Origin of the sequence: Cytobacillus sp., assembly GCF_964223445.1 — a bacterium.
GTDB lineage: Bacteria > Bacillota > Bacilli > Bacillales > Cytobacillaceae > Cytobacillus.
The window spans coordinates 1-25118 of the sequence record NZ_CAXQGS010000135.1 but is presented as its reverse complement, the minus strand read 5'-3'; the positions used below and the strand labels follow the sequence as shown (position 1 = coordinate 25118).

The 25118-nt window shown below is 41.4% G+C and carries 22 protein-coding genes and 3 riboswitches; all 22 genes read right to left on the bottom strand.

Translation table 11 applies throughout. The features are described from left to right. Nucleotides 1-1344: Na+/H+ antiporter NhaC family protein (locus tag ACEQ1T_RS23840; RefSeq protein ID WP_370225060.1), on the bottom strand; the 1344-nt coding region annotated here is incomplete at its 3' end. Nucleotides 1345-1515: 171 nt separating this feature from the next. Then, nucleotides 1516-1722, bottom strand: a riboswitch (Lysine riboswitch). A 65-nt stretch (nt 1723-1787) separates the two neighbouring features. Further along, a complete protein-coding gene (yunB, locus tag ACEQ1T_RS23835) occupies nt 1788-2534 on the bottom strand; it encodes a sporulation protein YunB (protein ID WP_206840297.1) in 747 nt (248 codons plus the stop codon). 71 nt (nt 2535-2605) lie between these two features. Continuing rightward, on the bottom strand, nt 2606-3700 hold the full coding sequence (locus tag ACEQ1T_RS23830; protein WP_370225059.1) for an HD-GYP domain-containing protein: 1095 nt from the start codon (nt 3698-3700) through the stop codon (nt 2606-2608). Nucleotides 3701-3999: 299 nt separating this feature from the next. Continuing rightward, complete coding sequence (locus ACEQ1T_RS23825) at nt 4000-4302, bottom strand: YunC family protein (RefSeq protein ID WP_370225057.1); 303 nt, start codon at nt 4300-4302, stop codon at nt 4000-4002. A gap of 114 nt (nt 4303-4416) precedes the next feature. Then, nucleotides 4417-5262, bottom strand: coding sequence for a DUF72 domain-containing protein (locus ACEQ1T_RS23820; protein ID WP_206840294.1), 846 nt, complete (start codon nt 5260-5262; stop codon nt 4417-4419). Nucleotides 5263-5876: 614 nt separating this feature from the next. Then, the gene (locus tag ACEQ1T_RS23815; RefSeq protein ID WP_370225055.1) at nt 5877-6797 is read right to left on the bottom strand and encodes a LysR family transcriptional regulator; all 921 of its coding nucleotides are present in this window, start codon (nt 6795-6797) and stop codon (nt 5877-5879) included. 347 nt (nt 6798-7144) lie between these two features. Then, a complete protein-coding gene (locus ACEQ1T_RS23810) occupies nt 7145-10585 on the bottom strand; it encodes a S8 family serine peptidase (protein ID WP_370225054.1) in 3441 nt (1146 codons plus the stop codon). Between the two features lie 508 nt (nt 10586-11093). Then, nucleotides 11094-12491 carry a Fe-S cluster assembly protein SufB gene (gene sufB, locus ACEQ1T_RS23805; protein ID WP_206840289.1) on the bottom strand — a complete coding sequence of 466 codons (1398 nt, stop codon included), beginning with the start codon at nt 12489-12491 and terminating at the stop codon, nt 11094-11096. Nucleotides 12492-12598: 107 nt separating this feature from the next. Then, entirely contained in the window at nt 12599-13048 is a 450-nt protein-coding gene (gene sufU, locus ACEQ1T_RS23800; protein WP_009331729.1) for a Fe-S cluster assembly sulfur transfer protein SufU, read from the bottom strand. Further along, nucleotides 13038-14267 carry a cysteine desulfurase gene (locus ACEQ1T_RS23795; protein ID WP_370225052.1) on the bottom strand — a complete coding sequence of 410 codons (1230 nt, stop codon included), beginning with the start codon at nt 14265-14267 and terminating at the stop codon, nt 13038-13040. Before ACEQ1T_RS23795 ends, sufU begins: the two co-directional genes overlap by 11 nt. Beyond that, nucleotides 14267-15577, bottom strand: a complete 1311-nt coding sequence (gene sufD / locus ACEQ1T_RS23790) for a Fe-S cluster assembly protein SufD (RefSeq protein ID WP_206840285.1) — start codon at nt 15575-15577, stop codon at nt 14267-14269. The genes ACEQ1T_RS23795 and sufD overlap by 1 nt, the downstream gene beginning before the upstream one ends. 17 nt (nt 15578-15594) lie before the next feature. Then, nucleotides 15595-16380: a Fe-S cluster assembly ATPase SufC gene (gene sufC, locus ACEQ1T_RS23785; protein ID WP_035329355.1), complete on the bottom strand. Its 786-nt coding sequence runs from the start codon at nt 16378-16380 to the stop codon at nt 15595-15597. Between the two features lie 336 nt (nt 16381-16716). After that, a complete protein-coding gene (locus tag ACEQ1T_RS23780) occupies nt 16717-16869 on the bottom strand; it encodes a hypothetical protein (protein ID WP_169799774.1) in 153 nt (50 codons plus the stop codon). A 293-nt stretch (nt 16870-17162) separates the two neighbouring features. Continuing rightward, on the bottom strand, nt 17163-17534 hold the full coding sequence (locus tag ACEQ1T_RS23775) for a carboxymuconolactone decarboxylase family protein (protein ID WP_370225051.1): 372 nt from the start codon (nt 17532-17534) through the stop codon (nt 17163-17165). Between the two features lie 129 nt (nt 17535-17663). After that, nucleotides 17664-18509, bottom strand: coding sequence for a MetQ/NlpA family ABC transporter substrate-binding protein (locus ACEQ1T_RS23770; protein ID WP_370225050.1), 846 nt, complete (start codon nt 18507-18509; stop codon nt 17664-17666). Between the two features lie 12 nt (nt 18510-18521). Continuing rightward, a complete protein-coding gene (locus ACEQ1T_RS23765; RefSeq protein WP_370225048.1) occupies nt 18522-19190 on the bottom strand; it encodes a methionine ABC transporter permease in 669 nt (222 codons plus the stop codon). Then, nucleotides 19183-20208, bottom strand: coding sequence for a methionine ABC transporter ATP-binding protein (locus tag ACEQ1T_RS23760; RefSeq protein WP_370225047.1), 1026 nt, complete (start codon nt 20206-20208; stop codon nt 19183-19185). Before ACEQ1T_RS23760 ends, ACEQ1T_RS23765 begins: the two co-directional genes overlap by 8 nt. A 154-nt stretch (nt 20209-20362) precedes the next feature. Further along, nucleotides 20363-20466: riboswitch (SAM riboswitch) on the bottom strand. A 140-nt stretch (nt 20467-20606) separates the two neighbouring features. Then, nucleotides 20607-21923 (bottom strand): O-acetylhomoserine aminocarboxypropyltransferase/cysteine synthase family protein, encoded by a 1317-nt coding sequence (locus tag ACEQ1T_RS23755; protein WP_370225046.1) that lies wholly within the window; start codon nt 21921-21923, stop codon nt 20607-20609. Nucleotides 21924-22076: 153 nt separating this feature from the next. Next, nucleotides 22077-22178, bottom strand: a riboswitch (SAM riboswitch). Between the two features lie 51 nt (nt 22179-22229). Further along, complete coding sequence (locus ACEQ1T_RS23750; RefSeq protein WP_370225045.1) at nt 22230-22568, bottom strand: hypothetical protein; 339 nt, start codon at nt 22566-22568, stop codon at nt 22230-22232. Between the two features lie 224 nt (nt 22569-22792). Beyond that, on the bottom strand, nt 22793-24064 hold the full coding sequence (locus ACEQ1T_RS23745) for an MFS transporter (RefSeq protein WP_370225044.1): 1272 nt from the start codon (nt 24062-24064) through the stop codon (nt 22793-22795). A gap of 153 nt (nt 24065-24217) precedes the next feature. Continuing rightward, entirely contained in the window at nt 24218-24526 is a 309-nt protein-coding gene (locus ACEQ1T_RS23740; RefSeq protein WP_370225043.1) for a thioredoxin family protein, read from the bottom strand. Between the two features lie 15 nt (nt 24527-24541). Continuing rightward, nucleotides 24542-24895 (bottom strand): toprim domain-containing protein, encoded by a 354-nt coding sequence (locus tag ACEQ1T_RS23735; protein ID WP_034296067.1) that lies wholly within the window; start codon nt 24893-24895, stop codon nt 24542-24544. Nucleotides 24896-25118 lie beyond the last annotated feature (223 nt).

Below are 25118 nucleotides of genomic sequence, written 5' to 3'. Positions count from 1 at the left end.
ATGAAGAGGAGGAGGGAAGGGCGTGGCAGCCTCTGATGCGGACCTTGTTGCACCTTTGTTGCGATGGCGTAAAGCATAAGAGCCGCAGGTGTCGGGAGGGAGGCAGGTATTTGCAGGAGGGTGCGGGTGTGGGTGGACGGGGAGGGGGCGATGTAGGCGGCGGGTGGGGGCCAGTAAAAGCGGAAGCCATGATGTGCTCATATTTGAACTTTCCACAAGACCGGCTAAATATTTTCCAGTTTCCAGACGGCCGATCAAATCAACAATCGCCCAGGCAAACAGCAAGATATAAACAGCTGGAAGCATAGACTTAATGCCTTCCCATACCCCTTTACCAAAAACATTTGGGTTAACACCTTTCAAAGCATAGGCTTGTCGGAAGAATAGTCCCAATGATACCAATAGACCCACCAGGCCTCCAAGGATAAGAGATTTTGAGACATCTGTATTCTCAAATATTTGTAAAATGGTCGCACTTCCTTCAACCGCCTGTGACCCAGTCCAAAACATCGAGCCCACTGTACCAATGACAAGTGCTATTATCGGCCACACAAGATCTCCGACCGATCCTTTTGAACTTGTAGGAAGGTCATCCTTCAGTTCACCAGGCGCCGGCTTCTCAGGATCCATTACTAGCCCCTCTTCAACTGCACGCTTCTCATGAACCTTCATTGGTCCAATTTCAAGGCCTCTTAATGCAACAATAAACACAATAGCGAGGGTAGCCCATACATAAAGATTCATTGGAATCATCTGAATAAATGCCGAGAAAGCTGAATACTCGGTAACATTATGGGCAGCAAGGATAGTTCCAATCAGCGCAATAATGTATGCTCCCCAGCTTGATACCGGTGAAACCACACAAACAGGTGCTGATGTGGAATCAATCAAATAGGCAAGTTTCGCACGGGATACACGCTGGCGGTCTGTAATCGGACGTGATATCTGGCCGACAGCCAGAGCATTGAAATAGTCGTCAATGAATATGATAATACCTAAAACAGCTCCGACAATCTGTGCGCCTGCACGGGTCTTGACCCGCTTCATCGCCCATTCTCCAAAAGCGCGGCTTCCGCCTGAAATAGATATAAATGCAGTAATAACTCCTAATACAAGCAAGAATAAAATAATATATACATTCCAGGTGTTCAGCTCTCCGTCTGAAACAAAAATTCCTTTTACAGCATCCCAAATGATGCTGAATGTTTCTGTGATGCTGAATTCAGCCAGCAATAGTGCGGCTGTTACGATCCCCACTCCCAATGACAGCAATACGCGCCGGGTCAGGATAACCATGGCGATTGCTACCAAAGGCGGCAGAAGGGAGAAAATCGTGTTTGCCATTACTTGTCCTCCTCTGAAATTTGATTGGTGTCCAGCTACAGGCTCTGATAAGCGGGCGCCAGTAGCTTTTCTTAGGGGAACAACAAGGATGATGACAGAGTCAAAATAAAAAAAGAGTAACGATAGAGAAAAATCTATCATTACTCTTTTGAAGTAATTAGTTTCTCCATCACGATCTGTAGCTCCCCATTATGAAGGCTTTGACAAAGTATATTCATACTTTCCCCTCATAATGACAGTGTTACTCCTATTCGAAGTAACCCCAGCAAGATTAGTTCTGACTCACTAATCATGCTTCGGCAACATTCCCTTTCGGCTGCGGTCCTAGTTGTCATCCTCGCACAGCGTACTCTTAAATCTTGCGCCTCTACCCCATCGGATATGATAAGGTTTTTATGAAATTATATTGAAATTTTATCAAAATACTAATCTTTTTGCAAGTGTTATTGGCCGGCCGGTATTTCTATTGAAGGCGAGGTGCCCCCTCCGCCATTGTAAAATTGCGGGACTTTTCCCGGATAAATGCCATAAGCGGCCAGTACATCCTCCTGTACAGTGATAATCTTGGTGGCAAAAGGTATAATGATTTGAACCTGCACATCCAGACGGACCAGTACCTTCACTTCAACATTATTAATGCCGTGATCCTTTGTTTCCGTTATAAAGTTGGAGGTAACAGAACCAACTGCATTAAATTTAACCGGTATCCGGGGACCCAGGTTTCCGAGAAGCGCATTATTGGTTGCCTGGCCAAGCGGCACGTAATAAACTATTCCATTTGTATTCTGCATTTGTTCCGTAGTAATTTCCACATCTGTAAAGGACTCCAATGCATCCAAATCGCCCTTTTCCGCTTTCTTAATATTATCCTGAACAAGTTCGGTTACTTCCGCTTTGACCCTGTTCAGCTTTTCTACGTTTATGCTGACAACCCCGCTTTCACTTGCTTCAAACATATCTTCCAAATCCATCACATTGGTAATTTTTTTATTAATCGCATTGTTTATCACCAATGATGCGATTTTCCTTGTCTGTGAATCGGCATAGCTCATGAGAGTGGGCTTAAGCCCTTCGTTGATAATCCATAGGCCGGCAGCAGTTGAGATGACGAAAAATATAAAGGTCAACAGAAATACATAGCGAAATGGCAGAGGACCTTTCCGGGGCAGCCGGCCTCGAAATTTTGCCAAAACAAATCCCCCCTTTACAAGCTATATGTATGCTGTAAAGGAGGGAACTAGGCTCAAAAATCCAAAATAGTTTATTGTTGTACAAAAGTCGTATCGCAGCCTATAATGACAGAATTCAATTCAATCCTCAAATCTGCTTCATACGGCTCCACATTCCTGCCCTTTTCTTCAAGTACGCGGATGACAGGCCTATCACTCAGACCCGTGTTCTGCCGGCAGACAACACCTTTCCTGCCATCATTCAGCTCGACTGTAACACCCACAGGATATACCGCGACCGCTTGACGAAAAACTTCTATTATCCTCTTATCAAATAACTTTTCTGCCCCTGCATACAAAATCTCCAGGCCTTCATGCGGGAGCATAGCCTGTCTGTAAATGCGATTAGATGTTACTGCATCAAACACATCTGCAATCGCAATAATCTTGCCGAAATCATGTATCTCGTCTCCCTCAAGGCCGCGCGGGTAGCCGGAGCCATTCAAACGCTCATGATGCTGAAAGGCACAATGTGCAACAAGGAGCGGAATCGTCTCTACTTTTCTTAATATATTAAATCCATCTTCAGGATGCTTCTTTATTGATTCAAATTCTTCAGCTGTCAATTTACCCGGTTTCAAAAGAATATCTGCTGGCACCTTCATTTTACCTACATCATGGAGAATAGCACCTAGCCCCAGGATTTCAAGTTCCTTTGGCAGGAGCTGTAGCTTCATCCCGATTGCCAGAGAATAAAGGGTTACATTCAGGGAGTGTGTGAAAATATAGTGGTCATATGTATAAACATCTGATAGAATCGAAAGCAGCTCTCTATTTCCCCTTATTTCACCGATTAGCTGACGAATTAGCCCTGATAGCCGTTTAGAGGCTTTCTCAATCACTAAAGAGCCTGATAAATCTTTATTTGCTTCTACTTCCTTCAGAACCGATTCTATGGTTTCGATAGCCTTTGTGCGCATTTTGGCAGTCAGAGGGTCCCTATATTGGATATCCTCAGTGCGCCAATCCCTTATATACACATAAGTAATACCCATTTCCTGCAATTTATGTATCAATTTATCAGCCAGCTCCACACCTTCATGCAAGAGGACCTGACCCTTGTCATTATATATAGCCTTGGCCAAAACGCTGCCAGTCTCAATTGTATTGGTTGCTGCTAATCTCATATGTATCTCCCATATCCTTTTTTCAGTGCTACTTTTTATTTCGGGTATAATTTGGTTTTATTTACATTATACGACAAAATTCCTGCATTGGCGGAAGTTCTCACAGTTTTTATGAAAATTGATTCTTATGCCGTTTTTAAGGATAACTTTAGGGTGCCTGTCTTCATTCCGGGGAGCTATTTTCCTCAAATATGTATTTTATGTGCGGATAACCCGTTTTTACGTGCAGATAAAAATTTATGTGCGACGAAGGTTCGTATATGACCTAATAAAAAAGACAGCCCTATTAAGGCATGCCTTTAGATCATTTTTAAAAGTGCTTCTCTTCCAATAGTCCCTTTAACTATGCCCAGTTCCTCTGCTTCATAAGTGACAGATTCAAGGGGGGCATTTAACAGCTGCTCTATGGTTTTTACGCCGACCGCCCTGCCGGCAATTACCTTGCGGTCCTTAAGCTTCTCATTCAGTAATCCTACATCAAGGGCGCCACACATGATATACCCCTTATCATTCGTTACCGCCAGCAGATTGGTCTTCGGCAATTGCACCGATACACTCAAAAAAGTATGGCCATCTATATCAATCGGTTTTAAATCAATCATACTTGCCGCCACTCCTTTCCTTTTCCCTTACACAATATGTGCGGACAAGGAAAAGGGTGAAAGTGCCAGGCACCTATACCAGTTAGCTGAAGTGGTATAGGTGCCTGGCACCGCTTAAAATAAATCAAGCTGTCTGGGAGCGAGCTGCTGGTATTCGATATTCAGCATTTCGATCATTTGTTTAGCGTTGTCTGCCGCGTCACCGCCAGAGTTGTTATTGAAGACGACGAATACAGTTTTACAATTTTTCTCAAGCTGTTTTAGATGTTCTGCCCATTCAGCCAGTTCTTTTTCGTTATAGCGGTAAAGATAGCGGACCTCGCGCCAGTTGTCTCCATTCTTCTTCTGCCAGCCATGAAAATTACGGCCATGAAACCGAACAAGCACCTTATCAGGACTGGTTGTTTCCAGGACAGTTGGAACTGAACCCTCACCGGCTTGCGGCTCGTCACAGATGCTGTGAATCCAGCCTTCTTCTCTCATAAACCTTAATGTACTTTCCTTGAACTCCGGCCGAAACCATGATTGATGCCTGAATTCCAGGGCACATGGGATATCTGCCATCTGCTCTTTGCACCAGCGAAGATAGTCGACATTGGCTTTTTTGCAGTCAAACCATGGCGGAAATTGAAACAGCACCATAGCCAGTTTTCCCGATTCGATATAAGGCTCCAATGAGTCTTTGAAAGCTTCAAACATTTCTTCTTTGCTTTCAAAGGGGATTTCGCCTCTCTGATGGCCGGTCATGCCCTGGTAGGCTTTGACTATGAATTGAAAAGATTCAGGCGTGTCCTTTACCCATTTGGAAGAGTTGCGCTTTGGCTGCACCGCATAAAAAGCAGAGTCCACCTCCACAGTCGGAAAATGGCCGGCATACTCCTTTAATTTATCTCTCGGCGAAATATTGCCAGCATAAAGGCTATCATGGTCGCCCCAGCCTGTTACGCCTATGATAATCATTAAAACACCTCCGTTTTTTTCTTTTTAAGAAGGTAAAATTTAATATTTATATAAAAACACCTCTTAAGCAGGGAATTTTCGATAAAAGCCCCACTTTAGGGCATGGAGACCATCTATAAAAAGTGTATATAGGGCTTATTAAGCTATATATAATCAACTTTAACAATTTTACATTCAATTTTCCAAATGTAACCTCATTATTAGCGAAATATCATCAAATTTTTTGATATAACAGCAACTTCAATTGTTCTAATTATGAAAATTCCTGCATGCATAAAATTTTTAAAAGATTCTACCTTTATCAGCAAAAAATTTTACGTGATTCTAAACCATCCTCCCAATATAAAAACCCGCTTACCATGACTGGTAAACGGTTTATCGTAAATATCTATTAACCCGTGAAACCTTCCATTTAACTTAATTTAGTCTTTAAATAAAGAATAAAATTGTTATAAAAGACTTTTAAAGTCTTGATTTTCAAAAGCTTTAGTAGTATTTTTCTCTAGTTTTTTAAGATTTTTTGCGCATCGCAATCTAATAAAAAGTACCTGAAAAGTATTTAAATCCAAAATTGCTTTACTTACTAATAGGTAAGCTAAACAAGTGAAAAAGCCCTAAGACGAGGTTAATTTTCTTACACTATAGGCACCTAATTTATTTCTATTCACATATGAAATCAATAATTCAATAAAGCCTTTTGCAGCAGTACCTATGTGTTTTTGTTTATGGTGTACAATGGTGACTTCCCTAATAATAGTTGGATTCATAATCTGTAACGCCTTCAATTCACCTTCATTTTCAAGAGAAAAAAGTGTATTAGATATTATAGTTGCTCCTATCCCTTTCTTCACTAGATTCAATATTGATATTGAATCAGTTAATTCTATGATTGGCCTAATTTGAATTCCTGATGTAATGCAGGCTGCATCAAGTGATCGTCTAAAACAGTGGCCTATAGGATTTAATATTAAGGGTATGCACTGAATCTCTTTTAAATCTATCGAATTTCTATTTGACCAAACGTGATTCCTTTGTACGGCTAAGAGAAATTCTTCTTCGTATAATGAAATATTTGTTAACCTTTCATCTTTTTCTGGCAATAGTGTCAAGGCTAAATCAACTTTATTTTGTATAACATTTTCAACCACATCATCTAGAGAGAAAATCTGTATTTGGACATCCGGAAAAATAGAATGAAATTCCACCAATACCGTGGATGCAATTTGATTTAAATCTCCTGAAAGGGTTCCAATTACTAGTTTTCCTCTTTTAACATTTTGAAGCTCTTCTATTTGTTCTTTAGCACTTTCTAAATTAGCGAATACCATTTTACAGTGTTCAAGAAGGATTTTACCAGACTCTGTAATTGCTATTTTCTTTCCTAAACGATCAAATAAACGAACATCTAGTTCATCTTCTAAAGCTTTCATTTGGTAGCTTAAAGTAGGTTGCCCAATCCTTAGTTTTTCTGCAGTCTTTGTAAAATGCATTTCTTCACAAAGAGCCATGAAATGTTCTAATTGTCTTAATTCCAATATTCCACACCTACCCCTTAGATATCTATAAATCCATATTAAAGAAAAAGCCATATAATATACTATTGAAAATTTTTCCCAAAACCTCTATTATACATTTTTGATCTTAACTGAGCGTATGTGAAATCCCTCCTTGAAATTTAAAACTACTAGACCAAATGGTATAAGTATTCTGAAATATTAACAATACTGGATTTTTAATCAAATCGATTAAGTATTTAAATGAATAATAAAAAATGACTATCTAAAATTCCTGAATGAAAAAAAACCAAGCAGGCGTAGCCCATGGTTCAATTTAATAATAAAACGCCCAATACCGGCAGACCGGAATCGGGCGTTTTAGATTTTTATTTCATTTCATATGAAACGACAGAGCGAATCATCGGATTCTTTGCATCAAGATCAAATGGTCCAATCACCGATCCATCGTCTACTTTCATCCATGTGCCTTTGTAAAACCTCCAAAATCTGTCTGAGAAAGGGCTGTAATCGAATCCAAGGGCCGGCACATATGGATCTGGAGCTTGAACGCTGAATACAAGGAAATACTCCTTCGGTACGTAAATAGAGTAAGGACTAAGATCTACTTTCACCCAGCCAGGAACGATATCCGATTTTGCAGGAATTGATTCCGTTAATTTCTTTCCAGGCCCTCCTTCATGTCCAGTTGCATCATATACATCAACTTGAAAACTTTCACCGCCTGGGCTATACCAGCGGGGGTCGATATAAAACAGTCCGGCGGTCAGCAATGCTTGTTCCTGTCCATCCTTCAATGACATTTTTACTGCGATCTCGTCAGTTCCAGAGACCAGCAAGACACTTTCAGCCGAGCCATCATCATAGCTGATTTCACCTTCTGTACCTATATATGGTTTTAAATGTATGTCAATTGCACGGATGGAATTGCCCTTAATTTCAATCTGTTCCCGGTAGGTATGAAAATAGGGTGCACTTACTTCAAGCGTATATGTTCCTTCAAAAGGGTTAAGCGAATATTTCCCGTCTGCACCTGTTTTTATCGGGGCGACTGCGGCGTCTTCAATGAGTTTCACCGTTGCTCCCTTTATCGTTTTTTTGGATTTGCTGCTCTTGACGGTTCCATGGACGACGCCTTTATCTAAGGGGGATAACTGTATAGCTGCATTGGTCGATTCATCTTTTGTTACTCTCGCCGTTTGAATCTTTTGCTTAAAGCCATAGGACTCAGCTAGCAGGTGGTATTCATCTGCTGGCAGTTTCATGCTAAAGCTTCCATCCGTTGGATCGGTCGTTAAAAGCCTTCCATTTTCAACAATCTGTATTTGCGCGCTAAGTGGGACGAGAACTTGTTTTTTATGGGTGGCTTGTAGCCTTGCAGTCTCCCCTAATGGTTCAAATGCAGTCGTTGATTGGGAGGGTTGATATACAGTGCCGGAAGGCTTGTCCTTTATGGAAACATCATCCAAGTACCACCCTAAATTTGTTTCCGTACTGTCGGAATGGAAACGATAAGCTACATAAACCGTTTTTCCTGAGAAGGAAGACAAGTCGACAGAAACGTCTTCCCACTTTGCCTCTAAATGCCCTTCGTTTGTTTTAGCAACATGCCAGTTCTTCATGTCTTCCGAAACGAGCACTTGGCCATAATCATTCCACCCTACAAAAGTTGGAAATCCAAAGGTCTGTTTAAAGTTAAGGAATACCGCTTCTCCTTTCTTGACTTGGATCGGAGGCATAGTTAGCATGGATTCCTCATTATTGTAATAACTCCAGAAAAAATCAATGCTGTCTCTCCAGTCAGGAATCGAGGTGGCGTACACATTGTTTCCAGAAGGCGCCTTCAGGACGGGCGTCATAATCTTCCCCCAATTCCACGAACTGCTTCTACCTGTACTGTACCAACCTACAGGTATTTTTTCAAAGTCTGTAGCATACCCGACCGACAGCCCTTTCTTCAGTGGCAGGCGAACTGGGACAGTTTTCGAACTGTTTCCTGCATAGTCCGTAATTTTCCAGTAATACGTAATTTCTTTCCCCCTTACTTGTTCTAGAGGAATTTCACTTGAATAGAAACCGCTTTTAAAGTTTCCTTTAAAAAGTGTGCCATTTAATATTTTTCCTGGTGCTCTGTCAACTTGATAATGAAGTTCCACCGTGGAAACTGCAAAATCGTCAGAGGCTTGTACAGAGAGTTTTAGAGGTGCATTAGCATAAGCATAGGGAAGTGGTTCATGGCTTGCTAATGGTTTCTTTTTATCGGCAGCTATATAACCTACTTTCCCTGCTAGAGTGCCTACCCCATTAGAACCGCTCTTAACCATACCAGTTAGGTCAAGTAACCCTCTCCCATAGGCATCATTTGGGGAAGATGAATAGTTTAAATCGGATAGCGGAATCAATCCGGCATACAAGGATTCTTTTATCTTATCGATCGGCATGTTTGGCTGCATTTGCTTTAGAATGGCAATGGCGCCTGAAACATGTGGTGCGGCCATGGAGGTCCCCGATGACATCCCGTATTCGTTATTCGGGAGGGTTGAAAGAATTTCTTCCCCAGGTGCAACCAAATCCGGCTTTATCTCACTGCCGCCATAAGGAGAAGGTCCCCTTAAAGAAAACCATGAGATTCGGCTGGATGAATCCGTTGAGCCAGCTGCAATGGTTTCAGGATAATTAGCTGGATTGGTTATTGAACCTGGCCCAACCGGCGTCGAAGGGCTATGATTTCCTGCGGCAAAAACAGGTGTAATGTCGGCTGCCGCCCATGCCTTAACGATTGATCTAAACCATTCATTTAAGGTAGAACTGCTACTCCATGAGTTGTTAATAATGTCCGGTGCCATCTCAGGATGAGGAATTCCCTTATCATCCAGTGGAGCGAGAAGCCATTCCCCTGCTTTTAACAAGTCTGTATCCAGAGCGCCGTCTTCTGAAAATGCGCGAACTGCAATCCAGCTTGCCCCTGGTGCCACTCCGATATGTGTGCCCGCTTCAGGATCATAGCCCACCATTGTGCCTGTCACATGTGTTCCATGTCCATGTGAATCAACTGGAGCAGGACTATCTCCCACCAAGTCCAGCCAATTGAAGGTGTGTGTAAAGGTGCCATCCGCACTGAGTCCTCTGTATTGATTCTTAAGCGAGGGATGGTTTACGTCCACCCCCGTATCAAGTGTTGCGACCACGACCCCTGAACCATCCAACCCATTTTCCCATGCCTTTTTTGCCTGAATTTTTTCCAGGTTCCAAGGTAGCTCACTTGTTAATTTTTGGACTCCGGGTGCCTTTGGTTTAGGCAAAGCGTGCCTTTCGTTTAGGTAAATATGGTTGATTTCCGGAAAGGCTGCTATTTCCTGCAAAACGTCTTTTGTGGATGTAAATGAAACAGCATTTACGATGTAGTAATATTGTTCATCCTTCAGTTTGCCTTCAGCTTTCTTTTGAAGGATAAAATTCTTAATATGATACTGTGTTTGTTCAGCGTTCGTTTGCAGTCCTGACACAACAGCAGAACGGACGCGGAGTTTCTCTTGATAGCGGCTAGCCTTCACTTTCTTAGCCTCTTCCCGAGCTTGATTAGCGATTTGTCCAACATCCGCCTGGTTTTTCAATTCTACAATCACATTAGTGTACCTGTTTTTTTCAAAAGCTTTTATTACCTTTGGGTCCACCTTTTCATTTAATGGGTTTGGATTCGGTACCTTATTTTGAACCGCATATCCTTCTAGAGGGAATATTGTTCCCAGTAAAAATAAAATCATCAAAAAAGCTGATAAACCCCGTTTTCTCTTTTTTAAACCTTTCATTTAAAGCCTCCTTTTAATACTTGATAAAACTCATCATTCAATTTACCAACCACTAGACACAATAGTATTAGTATTCTGAAATTTAAACAATACAAGTTTTTTGATCATATTAATAAAAAATTTTAATAAAGAATAAGGATGTGCAGCACATAGCAGCAATATCTTTTTCTCGATATCTTTAACATTAAGGCAAAGGCTGTAAGTCTTTTACTTAACAAACTGGCCCTTTTTTAATAAAAAAAAGATGTCCCTAATATAAAAAAGACATCTTTCAAATTTTTATAATGGTTCAGTATTCAATTGTTCAAATCCAAAGATCATAATAGGTTCTATGAGCATCATCTCGATGAATGTGTGCTGCAATATCACATAAATCAAAGTGAAAAATGAAACTGACCAAAATGTTGCTTTTGTTCCCGGCAAACATTTTTTACTTTGATATTGGCTCCCACTAAATTTCAAAAAAAAAGCCTTAGCATATTCCTTATATGCCAAGGCTTTTCAAACTTTAACCGATGGAACCTTCCATTTCAAATTTGATCAGGCGGTTCATTTCTACTGCGTATTCCATTGGAAGTTCTTTCGTAAACGGCTCGATGAAGCCCATTACGATCATTTCTGTTGCTTCTTCCTCTGAAATTCCACGGCTCATAAGATAGAATAACTGTTCTTCTGATACTTTTGAAACCTTCGCCTCATGCTCAAGAGAGATGTTGTCGTTCAGGATTTCATTGTAAGGAATCGTATCCGAAGTTGACTGGTTATCCATGATTAACGTATCACACTCGATGTTGGCACGTGCACCTTCCGCTTTGCGGCCGAAGTGAACGATTCCGCGGTATGTTACTTTACCGCCTTGCTTGGAAATCGATTTCGATACGATTGTTGAAGAAGTGTTTGGTGCAAGATGAATCATTTTTGCACCTGCATCCTGGTGCTGCCCCTTACCTGCTAATGCAATGGAAAGGGTCATGCCGCGTGCGCCTTCTCCTTTAAGAATAACTGCCGGATATTTCATCGTCAGTTTTGAACCGATGTTTCCGTCAATCCATTCCATTGTTGCGTTTGATTCACAAACAGCACGCTTCGTAACCAGGTTAAATACATTGTTCGCCCAGTTCTGGATGGTTGTATAACGGCAGTATGCGTCTTTTTTGATGATGATTTCAACAACCGCACTGTGAAGTGAGTTTGTTGTATAAACAGGTGCTGTACAGCCCTCTACATAGTGGACATGTGCGCCTTCATCAACAATGATTAATGTACGTTCAAACTGCCCCATGTTCTCAGAGTTAATTCGGAAATATGCCTGCAGCGGCGTATCAACTTTAACCCCTTTAGGAACATAAATGAACGATCCGCCAGACCAAACCGCTGAGTTTAATGCAGCGAATTTGTTGTCTGTTGGAGGGATAACCTTTGCCCAGTGCTCACGGAAAATATCTTCATTTTCGCGAAGAGCGGAATCAGTATCTTTGAACACAATTCCTTTCGCTTCAAGGTCTTCCTGCATGTTATGGTAAACAACCTCTGATTCATACTGAGCCGAAACACCAGCAAGATATTTCTGCTCTGCTTCAGGAATACCCAGTTTATCAAATGTCTGTTTAATTTCGTCAGGAACTTCATCCCAAGAACGTTCAGTTTTTTCAGAAGGCTTTACATAATACGTAATTTCATCAAAGTTTAATGACGCTAAATCTCCGCCCCATTGCGGCATAGGCATGTTATAGAAATGCTCCAATGATTTTAAACGGAAGTCAAGCATCCATTGTGGCTCTTCCTTCAATTTTGAAATCTCTTCAACAATTTCTTTTGTCAAACCGCGTTTTGATCGGAAAATGGAAACGTCTTTATCGGCAAAACCATACTTGTAATCGCCGATCTCAGGCATTTTTTTTGCCATCGTCGTATTCCTCCATTCGTATGAGAAAGGGTCTTCACACCCCATCATTTTCTTTTATTTTAGCACACAAGGCAGATGAAAAATTCTTAATCAAACGTTTGATTGATTTATTCCTGTTCTTCTTTCTCCGTGCTAACGCCTTTTTCCATTGCTTTCCATGCCAATGTAGCACATTTGATTCTGGCAGGGAATTGGGAAACTCCCTGAAGAGCTTCAATATCGCCAAGGTCCAGATCGTCTTCATCATATTCTTTTCCCAGCATCATGTCTGAGAAAACTTTGGAAAGCTTTAATGCTTCTTCAATATTTTTGCCCTTGATGGCTTGAGTCATCATGGAAGCCGAGGACATGGAAATGGAACATCCTTCGCCTTCAAACTTCGCATCTGCCACTTTGCCATCTTCAAGCTTCAGCGTCAATTGAATGCGGTCTCCGCAAGTAGGGTTATTCATATTGATCGTTAGGCTGTCATCTTCAAGTACCCCTTTATTACGAGGGTTTTTATAATGATCCATAATAACCTGGCGGTAAAGGGTATCTAAATTTTTAGAAGACATCGCTGAAATACTCCTTTGTTTTGACAAGCCCTGAAACAAGCTTATCAATATCTTCTTCCGTATTGTACAGATAGAAGCTTGCACGTGCAGTTGCCGACACCTTGAGCCACTTCATCAGCGGCTGTGCACAATGGTGGCCGGCCCGGACTGCAATTCCTTCTGCATCCAATACAGTAGCCACATCATGAGGGTGGACATCATTTATATTAAAAGTAATTACTCCGGCGCGCTTTGACGCTTCTTTTGGACCATATATGGTCATTCCGTCTATAGCAGACATTTTTTCCAAGGCATATGCAGCCAGTTTATGCTCATAAGCTTCAATTTCATTCAGGCCGATCTGCTCCAGGAAATCAATGGCTGCTCCTAATCCAATCGCACCTGCAATGATTGGCGTGCCGCCTTCGAATTTCCAGGGAAGCTCCTTCCAAGTGGATTCATAAAGGCCTACAAAGTCAATCATTTCACCGCCAAACTCAATCGGCTCCATTTTTTCCAGATGCTTTTTCTTTCCATACAGAACACCAATGCCTGTAGGGCCGCACATCTTATGGCCGGAAAAGGCAAGAAAATCACAATCCAGGTCCTGGACATCAACTTTCAAATGTGGAGCACTTTGTGCACCATCTACAACCATGATTGCTCCATTTTCATGGGCAATTTTCGCAATATCCTTGATTGGATTTATTACACCAAGAACGTTCGATACTTGCATGATAGACACAATTTTCGTATTGCTTGTCACAGTTTCCCGAACATCATCAAGCGATATTGTTCCATCTTCCTGAAGAGGAAGGTATTTTAAAGTGGCACCCGTTTGTTTTGCTACCTGCTGCCAGGGAATGATGTTGCTATGATGCTCCATATAAGAGATAACAATCTCATCGCCTTCTTTCAGGTTGTCACGCCCATAGCTTGCTGCAACAGTATTGAGTGCAGTTGTTGTACCTCTTGTAAAAATAACTTCCTCAGTGGATTTAGCGTTAATGAATTTACGCACCTTTTCCCTGGCGCCTTCATAGCCATCAGTCGCTCTAGTACCCAGGGTATGGACTCCTCTATGAACATTCGAGTTGTATTCCCGGTAGTATTTGTCAAGCGCTTCAATCACCGGAACAGGTTTTTGGGAAGTAGCGGAACTGTCTAAATAAACAAGAGGCTTTCCATTGACTTCCTGGTCCAGAATGGGAAACATTTGCCGAATCTCACGGGCATTCATTATTTTACTTTCCTTTCAATAACGGCTGTAAGCTGCTTTTTAACACCTTCGATAGGAAGAGCATTCACAACTGGCGCTAAGAAACCGTGAATAACAAGACGCTCTGCCTCTTTTTGGGATATACCGCGGCTCATTAGATAGTAAAGCTGCAATGGATCCACACGGCCAACTGAAGCGGCGTGTCCTGCTGTTACATCATCTTCATCAATTAATAAAATAGGGTTTGCATCTCCGCGCGCTTTTTCGCTTAGCATAAGTACACGTGACTCCTGCTCTGCATTAGACTTGGAAGCCCCATGCTCGATTTTGCCTATTCCATTAAAGATGGAAGAAGCAGAGTCTTTCATAACACCATGCTTTAAGATGTATCCTTCTGAATTCTTTCCGAAATGAACAACCTTCGTTGTAAAGTTTTGAGTCTGTTCCCCGCGACCTACAACAACTGTTTTTGTGTCTCCGAAAGAGCCGTCTCCAATAAGATTGGTTGTGTTTTCAGATACTGTGTTGCCATCATTCATGAGGCCAAGAGCCCATTCAATGCGTGCATCGCGTCCTGCAACACCACGGCGATTCACATAAGCTGTAGTGCCTTTTGCAAGTGTGTCAACTGCACCATATTGAACTCTTGAATTTGCATTCGCTATCACTTCAGTAACGATATTGAAGATTCCGTTTGCTTCTTCGACAGTTGATACATAGTTTTCTACATACGTCACAGAGCTGTTATCATCAGCTACAACCAACACGTGGTTGAAAAGGTTGGCTTCTTTATCATCATGAATATATACAGCCTGAATAGGCGCCGAAACTTCCACGTTTTTCGGAATATACAAGAACGCTCCGCCGTTTAAAAGAGCTGCGTGCAAGGCAGTTAAACGGTGTTCATCCGTTTTGACGCCGTCCTTCATGAAATACTTCTGAAGAAGGTCGCTATGTTCTCTTGCTGCCGTAAAGATATCTGTGAAAATAACACCTTTTTCCTGTAATTCTTTAGAAACAGCCAAATGAGTTGGTCTATTATTACGCTGAATGTATAGGTTTTGATCGCCGGCTTCTGTGTCAATCAGATTTCTGACATCCTCAGGAAGGTCGTTCAGTGAAGAAAAATCTTCGCTTCCGACGATATGCTTTTCAAACTGTGTAAAGTTCCATTTATCTATCTTAGTTTTATCAGGCTTTGGCATTGGCAGGTTTTCCGCGTTTGCAAGCGCATTTAGACGGAGTTCTGTCAGCCATGCCGGCTCGCCCATATCTTTTGAAAAGGAACTAACATATTCCTTATCAAATGGTAATTTTATTTCCGTTGTCATAGTGATCCCCCTAACGCTTACGCTTCTTGCCCAACTGTTTCGTCTTCAATGCCCAATTCTTTTTTAATCCAGTCATATCCTTCTGCTTCTAAGCGCTGTGCAAGCTCTGGACCGCCAGATTTTACAACGCGTCCCTGCATCATTACGTGAACATGGTCAGGAGTGATGTAGTTTAGAAGGCGCTGATAGTGTGTGATGATTAGGCAGCCAAACTCTTCGCCGCGCATTTCATTGATTCCTTTAGAAACAACCTTTAATGCATCGATATCCAGTCCGGAATCAATTTCATCAAGAATCGCCATTTTAGGCTCAAGCATCATTAATTGAAGAATTTCATTGCGCTTCTTTTCACCGCCTGAGAAGCCTTCATTTAAATAACGCTGCGCCATATCAAGATCCATCTCAAGGAATTCCATCTTGCTGTCCATTTTGCGGATGAATTTCATAAGAGAAATTTCATTGCCTTCCTCAAGACGGCTGTTAATTGCAGAACGTAAAAAATCGGCATTTGTTACGCCGCTGATTTCACTTGGATATTGCATTGCAAGGAATAGGCCCGCACGTGCGCGTTCGTCAACTTCCATTTCAAGAACATCTTTACCATCTAAGGTGATGCTTCCCTGTGTTACTTCATACTTAGGATGGCCCATGATTGCAGAAGATAGAGTTGATTTACCTGTACCGTTCGGCCCCATTATAGCGTGAATTTCTCCGCCTTTGATTTCAAGGTTTACACCTTTTAATATTTCTTTTCCCTCAATAGCAACATGAAGGTCTTTAATTGTAAGTACTGATCCTGCCATAATATATACCTCCGTCAATAAAAGAAGATTTGTAAATCGGCCTTCAGCCGCAAATCTCTATTCTCATTTTATTCTCATTACAATCTTATAACAAATCAAATTTGATAGCAACTCTTTAAGACCATTAACAAACTTTTCAAACAAAAATGTTTAGAAAGCCTGTAAATATAGATTTTATCATATTAAGTTAATGGCATCAAAGTATAAAATAACCGGGAACCAGGCATGTCCTATCTATTTTTTCCCGGGACTGTTATTTCATGTATAGCAAAAAAGAAAACCAGTGCATAATTGGCACTGGTTTCTATTTTCTTCATTATTATATATACCTTTAACCTAGGAATGAATTTTTCTTTCAAGATCTGCAACTAAGCGCTGGCTTTGAAGATAATCTTCCTCGCGTCTTTTTTCAACTTCCATTCGAATATCATGTTTCCGGCTGTACACTTCATATCCAACTCCATGGGCAGCTTGCATAGCTTTTTCCATTTCACTCGTGTAGTTCAGCTGTAACTGACTGATAATGAATCAATCCTTTCGGTTTTTAATGCTTTTCGCATTTCGTTTTACATCTAAAATCTTAACACTCACCATATACCCAGCACAAAGCGGAAAAAACCTGATTTTTTTAGCAATATAAGGAATGAGAACCCGTGAAGCGCTTTCATAATGAGAATTCTTAAAATACTGGCCATATCCTCTGGATTAATGGTTGTTTTAATAATTTTCTGAAAAATGATTATGATAAAATAAAACTCCTGCTATTGAGCAGGAGCTGGTTATCAGTGATTTTGCTGATTTAATTCTGTCATGGCCTCCTGGACGAGCGTAACCGCCTGGCTCATTGCAGCCCCCCCGCCAAAAGCTGCTGTAACTCCAACTGCCTCAAGAATTTCTTGTTCTGACGCTCCTTGATCGATGCATCCTTTCGTATGATAAATAATGCAGTATTCATCTTGAGAATATAAACTGATTCCAAGTGCAATCAGCTGCTTTTCCTTTTGGGATAAAACCCCATCCTTAAAACAGGCTTCTGTAAAAGCATTATAATGCTCTGCTAAATCAGGCATTTTGTCAGTGAATACACCCAATCCAACTTTATAGTCATGAAGGGCTGCTTCTATTGAGTTTGAAGGTTCATGATAATGTTCCATTCGGCTCCACTCCATTTCGAAATAGTATCAAGGTTAGTATGTTTGATTACTTTTCAAACTATGCGGGTGACAGAGCCTGGAAGGGCAATTAAAAAACAGGCGATTTTAGCCGCCTGTTTTTTTCCACTATTACTCAGATACCGGTACAACGGCACCTTCATATTTTTCAAGAATGAAATCCTGAATTTCTTTAGAACGAAGCACTTCTACAAGAGCTTTAATTCCTTCTTTTTCTTCATCGCCTGTACGGACTGCAATTACATTAACGTATGGTGAATCTTTGTCTTCAATTGCAATTGAATCTTCAAGAGGATTCAATCCGGCATCAATTGCATAATTGGAGTTGATCAGGACTGCATCCCCTTCTCCATTATTGTAGATTTGAGGAAGAAGTGATGCTTCATATTCAGTATCAAACTTTAATTTTTTAGGATTGTCTTTAATATCTTCTAGAGTTGCTTCCGTTTTTTCTACATCTTCATTTAGAGTAATAAGTCCCTCTGCTTCAAGCATGGAGAGAATACGGCCATGGTCTGCTACTGAGTTGCTCATGATGATTGATGCACCCTCAGGAAGTTCATCAAGGCTCTTATACTTTTGGGAATATACTCCGATTGGCTCAATATGAATTCCGCCTGCATTTGTAAAATCATATCCATGTTCAGCTTTCTGTGACTCAAGGTAAGGAATGTGCTGGAAATAGTTTGCATCCAGCTCCTTAGTCTCAAGAGCCTGGTTTGGCAATACATAGTCCTGGAATGTCACAACATCAAGTTCAAAGCCTTTTTCTTCAAGTAATGGCTTTGCTTCTTCAAGAATTTCAGCGTGAGGTACGTTGGAAGCCCCTACTGTAATTTTTGTGCTTTCTTTACTTTCTCCGCCTTCACCGGCATTGCCGTCTTCTTCTGAAGTTCCGCAAGCTGCAAGAACAAGTGCTACTGCAAGTGCAAGAGCAAGTGATAACCATTTTTTCATGTTAATCTCTCCTTAACGTTTGTCTAATTTTGTTGTTATGATATCTCCAATAAACTGGATGATAAATACGATGATTAGAATAATGACAGTCGCCATAAGCGTCACATCACTGCGGCTCCTCTGGAATCCTTCCAGGTAAGCAAGGTTTCCAAGTCCGCCAGCACCGATAACACCGGCCATGGCTGTGTAGCCAACCAGCGCGATGGCTGTAACAGTAATTCCTGAAACAAGAGCGGGCATTGATTCCGGAAGCAGAACCTTCCAGATAATCGTGCTTGTTTTTGCGCCCATAGACTTGGCCGCTTCAATTACACCTTTATCTATTTCCCTCAAGCCGATTTCAACCATACGGGCATAAAACGGGGCAGCACCAATAATTAACGCAGGCAGTGCTGCATCTTCCCCGATCATTGTTCCAAGAAGAAACTTTGTAAATGGAATCAATAACACGATCAGAATAATAAACGGAATCGAACGGAATATATTTACGAAAGCAGAAATAATTTTATTGATTGCTGCATTTTCCCAAACATTTCCCTTCGAGGTCAAAAAGAGCAGCAGTCCCAGAACTGCTCCCAAAATAAAGGTTGCGAGAACAGAAATGGCTGTCATATATAGAGTTTCCATTGTAGCTTCCCACATGGAATCCCATTGTACATTTGGAAACCATTCGTTAAGCATTGGAAATCACCTCCACGCCCACCTGCTGAGAGTGAATAAATTCGATGGCTTTTGCCACTTCCTCTGCCTCTCCATCAACATGGATGAATAAAGTACCGTAAGAACCATTCTGTGTTTGTGAAATCTTTCCTTGAAGGATATTTACGGTTACCTGGAAATTCCGGATCAGGTTTGTAATCAATGGCTGTTCAGCTGATTCACCGACAAATCCTAATTGCACTACTTTTCCTTCTGGATACAAATCGACCAGGTGATCAATCGTTTCCTTAGTTTCTTCAGGCTCTGTTACCTGCTGTACAAAACGCTTTGTAATCGCAACTTTAGGATTCCTAAACACATCCAATACTGGCCCGATTTCAACAATTCGGCCTCCCTCCATAACCGCAACCTGATGGCAGATTTTACGGATAACGTGCATTTCATGTGTAATTAGGACAATTGTTAAGCCCAGACGCTCATTGATATCAACAAGCAGCTCCAAAATGGAGTCTGTAGTCTGCGGATCAAGTGCAGATGTCGCCTCATCACAAAGCAGCACTTTCGGATTGTTGGCAAGGGCTCTCGCAATTCCAACTCTTTGCTTTTGGCCGCCGCTAAGCTGGGAAGGATAAGCATCTTCTCTTCCTTCAAGACCAACGAGTTTAATGAGCTCGTCTACCCTTTTCAGCCTTTCCTGCCGGGAAACACCAGCGATTTCAAGCGGAAATGCGATATTCTCCCTTACCGTTCTTGACCATAAAAGGTTGAAATGCTGGAAGATCATGCTGATTTCCTGACGCGCTTTTCTTAGCTTGCTTCCCTTTATCTTTGAAACTTCATTGCCTGCAACTGTTACACTGCCCTGGGTAGGAAGCTCTAACCCATTCAGCATGCGGATCAAGGTACTTTTACCTGCACCGCTATATCCGATAACTCCGAAAATTTCTCCCTCTTTCACCTCCAGGTTTACATCATCAACTGCTTTTACCTGTCCCTTTTTTGAAGGAAAAATCTTCTGTACATCTTTTATAGAAATCAACGTGAAATGTCACCTCTTTAATCGAAAAATACAGATTATAATTAATAGACTGCTCATATTCCTCTATTTTTTACTCCTTAATGGAGTTCATGCGCTAAAAGCAAAAATGCCTTTCTGCACATGAGCAGAAAGGCATTAAAAAATTAAGTCCTTTCTCTCATCTGTCAAAGCTATGCTTTGAGTGAATTGGCACCATTTCAAATAATTGACGGTTGCCGGGCTTCATAGGGCACTTCCCTCCACCTCTCTTGATAAGAGCGTAACGTTCTATATTCAATTAATACTTTAAGTAATTTAAGCAGTTTTTTAATTACGTTTGCTATCGTATCATAGCCACTAAAAAGGTGTCAACGATGAAATTTTAAACTTTCGGAAAAAAATGAATGGTAAATTTTCCTTTATGCTTTTGCAGCAAGCGATGTGATGCCTGAAGCTTCTTCAATCGCCTGTTCCAGATCCTCAATCAAATCTTCCGCATTCTCGATCCCGATAGAAATCCGAATTAGATCTTCCGCCACTCCGGCAGCTTTTAAACCTTCTTTATCCAGCTGCTGGTGAGTGGTACTTGCAGGGTGGATAATCAGACTCTTTGCGTCCCCTACATTTGCTACGTGTGCCCAGAGCTGCAGATTATTGATTAGCTTGGCTCCAGCTTCTCTTCCGCCTGATATACCAAACACAGCCACAGCGCCTGCTCCTTTAGGCAAATATTTATCTGCCAACTCTTTGTCCGGATGGCTTTCAAGCCCTGGATAAAGCACCCAATTAACGGCTGGATGCGCCTCCAGATATTCCACTACTTTTTTTGTATTGGCAATGTGCTCCTTCATTCTCACATGCAAAGTCTCAAGCCCCAACGCAAATTGAAATGCACTTTGCGCACTCATCGCTGGCCCCAGGTCTCTTAACAGCTGAACGCGTGCTTTAATAATATAAGCCGCCTCGCCAATTGCTTCGCTATAGACAATATCATGGTAGCTCGGATCCGGTTCTGTAAAGCCCGGGAACTTAGGGGAATTCCAGTCAAATTTTCCGCCGTCTACAATAATTCCTCCCATTGTTGTTCCATTGCCGAGCAGCCATTTAGTCGCAGAGTGTATAACAATATCAGCACCATGTTCGATAGGCCTGCAAAGATAAGGTGTAGCAAAGGTGTTATCGACAATCAGCGGCACACCATTCTCGTGTGCAATTGCTGCGACCTTTTCAATATCCAGGATTTTTAAGCTGGGGTTTCCAATCGTTTCCGCAAAGATGGCCTTTGTTTTATCCGAAATCGCGTTACGGAAATTTTCCGGATCTTTTGGATCGACCAGTTTCACTTTAATCCCATACTTGGGAAGTGTGACTGCAAACAAATTATAAGTGCCGCCATATAAATTGGACGCAGCAACTATTTCATCGCCTGCTTCAGCTATGTTTAATATGGCAAGAGTAATGGCAGACTGTCCGCTTGCAAGAGCCAATGCACCAACTCCTCCCTCGAGCAAGGCCACTCTTTCCTCAAATACACTTACAGTAGGGTTATGTATCCTGCTATATATATATCCTGGCTCTCTAAGGGCAAAGAGATCTGCAGCGTGATCTGTATTCTTGAACTGGTAAGCATTATTCTGGTAAATCGGTAACGCCCTTGCACCAGTTACAGGGTCAGGCTTCAGTCCCCCATGCACTCCAATGGTTTCAAAACGGTAATTTTTTTGTTTGTCAGTCATTGCTTTCTCTCCTCTATAAAAATTTTAGTATTTCTTATCGAAGAACTAAGAAAAGCGCAAGGCGCCTGAAGCTAAACAGTTATCCATTTTAAAAGATTAAAATAAAGATAATATTAAAAAAACCTCTTCATAAGAAGAGGGCCGTATCGTCTCTCCTTATCTTCCAGAGCATCCCGCTCTGCTGGATTTAGCACCGTGTACTTTACCGGTTGCCGGGCTTCGCTGGGCCAGTCCCTCCGCCTCTCTTGATAAGAATATTCAGTTAATTCATATTAAAACGATATTATCATACTATTTAAAAAACGGTCAAGCATTATGATATGAAATTTTTCCCAAACAGAAAAAAGACTCGAGAAACAATTTTTTTCTGAAGGTGGTTTCCATCATTACTTTATTTTGGGAAAGTGCATCCCTTAACTTTAACTCCCCTGAAATCAGTGACAGCACAGCTTCCTCAGTCCCCAATATCTCCACATCAAAATGGCTGGTGTGACTTGCCTTCCGGATTTCCCCATTCGAAACCATCAGAGGAATGCTTATATTTCCCGCCTTAATATGCAAAGAGAAATTTGATTTTCTTAAAAAGTATCCAAGATGCCCTTTAGCCTTTAATTCCCGGATAAATACATCAGGTAAATCCTTCACGGCCTCACCTCTTTTAATGGGTTTATTATCTTTAATATTCAGTAATAAAGGGCTTCAATCCTTTAATTTTCTTTCGACAAGATTAGAAAAGCGGAAGCGCCTTGCCCACCCGGCTTCTGGAGCTGGACAGTTCTCAAAGTCAAAGTTATTAAACCTGATAGAACCAGAAAGACAATGCCCGTTTATTAGGCATTGTCCTTTCATTTCCCGAGAAATATGTCAGATTATACTATTTTTACAGAAGACGCAGCAGTTTTTGTCTTATTATAGCCTCTGAAAACAATGAAAAAATAGAGAGAGCCAATCAAATATAATGAAGCTGTAATGGTGAATACGAGTGCATATCCCCAATATTCACCATATCTCATGACGATTCCCGTTGAAATAGGTCCCATTACAGCCCATCCTAAATTGAAAACCATCTGATTGACGGAGTTTGCCAGTCCTTTCATCGAATCATTTACCTTAGACATCATCAGAGACATTTGTATAGGGTTTCCTGCATTCATTAATGCCTGCCGGAACAAAAAGCCGATGGCAGCCAGCCAGAGATTCTCGGTATAAGCAGTTAAAAGCAGAAATGGAAGTGACATGAGCTGAAGGATTACAACTGCTTTTACTTCTCCTACCTTCCTTACCACAACCGGGCCGATAATCATAGCAAAAGCGGTGGCAGCCTGCCCTAATGAAATAATAATGCCAATGGCTGAATTGGAAGCTTCAAAACGGTCTGCGAAGTATAAATTTAGATAAGGGATAACCAGTCCTGCGCCAATTCCTATCAGCAGCTGCGCAAAGGCAAACATGGCGATAATTTTGACGCCTTCATTTTTAGGGGAAAGCTTTTTGAACGAAAACTCTCTTAATCCTCTTACATCGTTTTTATTTTTCGGAGCTTCTGTGAAACGCAAGATAGGAACAAGGCCCGCTATGAAGAAAACACTTGCAATCAGAAGGGTAATGCGGATGCTGGTGAGCTGATCCACAAATATAGAAAATACATCCGTTAAGATGCCTCCGCTTAAGTTTCCGATTACATTTGCAGCCGTCATAATGGCAAAATGGATGCTGAATAAATGAACCCTTTGGTCAGCCTTTGAATTCTCAGCCAGCCATGGTATGCCGGATACTTGCAGAAATGCTGTTGTCAGCCCTGTAAAAAAAGCAAATAATATCAGAAGTTCCTGCATTTCAACCATACTTCTGAAAAGCATAACGACACCCGTGGCAACAGCCCCAAGCAGCATCGCACTTTTTCTGCCAAATCGGTCGCTGGCGATCCCTGCCGGCACAAGAATTAGTGCTGTGGCGAGAGCAGTCATGGATATGATTTGCCCATTAACACTTTCGGTGTAGCCGAGCTCCCTTATGTAGAAATTATAGATTACCATGAATATCCCAAAACCTATTTGTGTTAGGATATTCGCCATAAAGGCCAATTTGATATTGCGGTTATAGCCTTTAAATTGGCCAGCCCACTCCTTGTAAAATGCCATCCGGATCCCTTCCTGCACTGTTTAATTATTTCGATTCCCTAAGTATCATACTCTTTCGGAAAGGGTTTGTAAATATATTTTGAATATTGAAAAGGCGGATTTCAATGTTTTTTAACCATGCAAAAAACCAGGCAGCTCTGCTCCTGGTTTTTCTCAATTAATGCTTCTGATTCTATCCAGCAAATAGGGAACTGATCGGAATGCATATAATTTTTCCTGTAAAACTCCTTCTTTAAAGATAAGGAGACAAGGTACGCTTTCCACTCCCCATTGTTCAGCCAAATTTGGCATATAATTTAAGTCCGCTTTCCCAATCTTTTGATCAGGCAGCAATTGTTCTGTAACTGTCAGCATCTTACCAGCCATCTGACAGGTACCGCACATAGGCGTGTACAAATAGACAAGGACCGTTTCTTGCCCGTTAACCGTTTCCTCAATCTCCAGCTGCGACCATTCCTGCATTTTATCATCCTTACTTTATCTATCTAAATATTGTGTATAAACGTCAATATTAGCTCCAAGCAGCACTGTAGCCAAATGATGTTCCGGTGCTGTCGCTACTTCTCTGTACATTCTATCGATGTATAGATGCTCTGCCTCTGGAAATTCCCTTTTAAACTGTTTTCTAAGCTTTTCACCTGCTGAATCGGCATCCACCAATATATATACATCCTTATCAAACAGTGTGTCAATTAATTCATCCAGTTTAGTAATGCTAATTGTTCCATTTGTGCAGATAATCTCTACTGGTTCTCTTATAATGTTTTTAACCTTCGTTTTATCTGACTTTCCCTCGACAATAATAACTTTTTCCGGAATTCCCTCGTTCATCGTCATCACCTGAAAGGAGTTATTTTGAAACTGTTGCGTTAAAGGTACGGCTGTTTTCCCATAGATTGATGTTAGATTATAAATGAAGCCGTTGATTTCGGCTGCGAGCACTTGCTTTCCGCGGGGAGGAATGAGAGCCTCCTCGGATTCGCCTGCGGGGTCTCTCACTTCCCTCTCCTCCCGCAGGACATTGAAAAATAGCTTCCTTGAATCAGCACCGCAC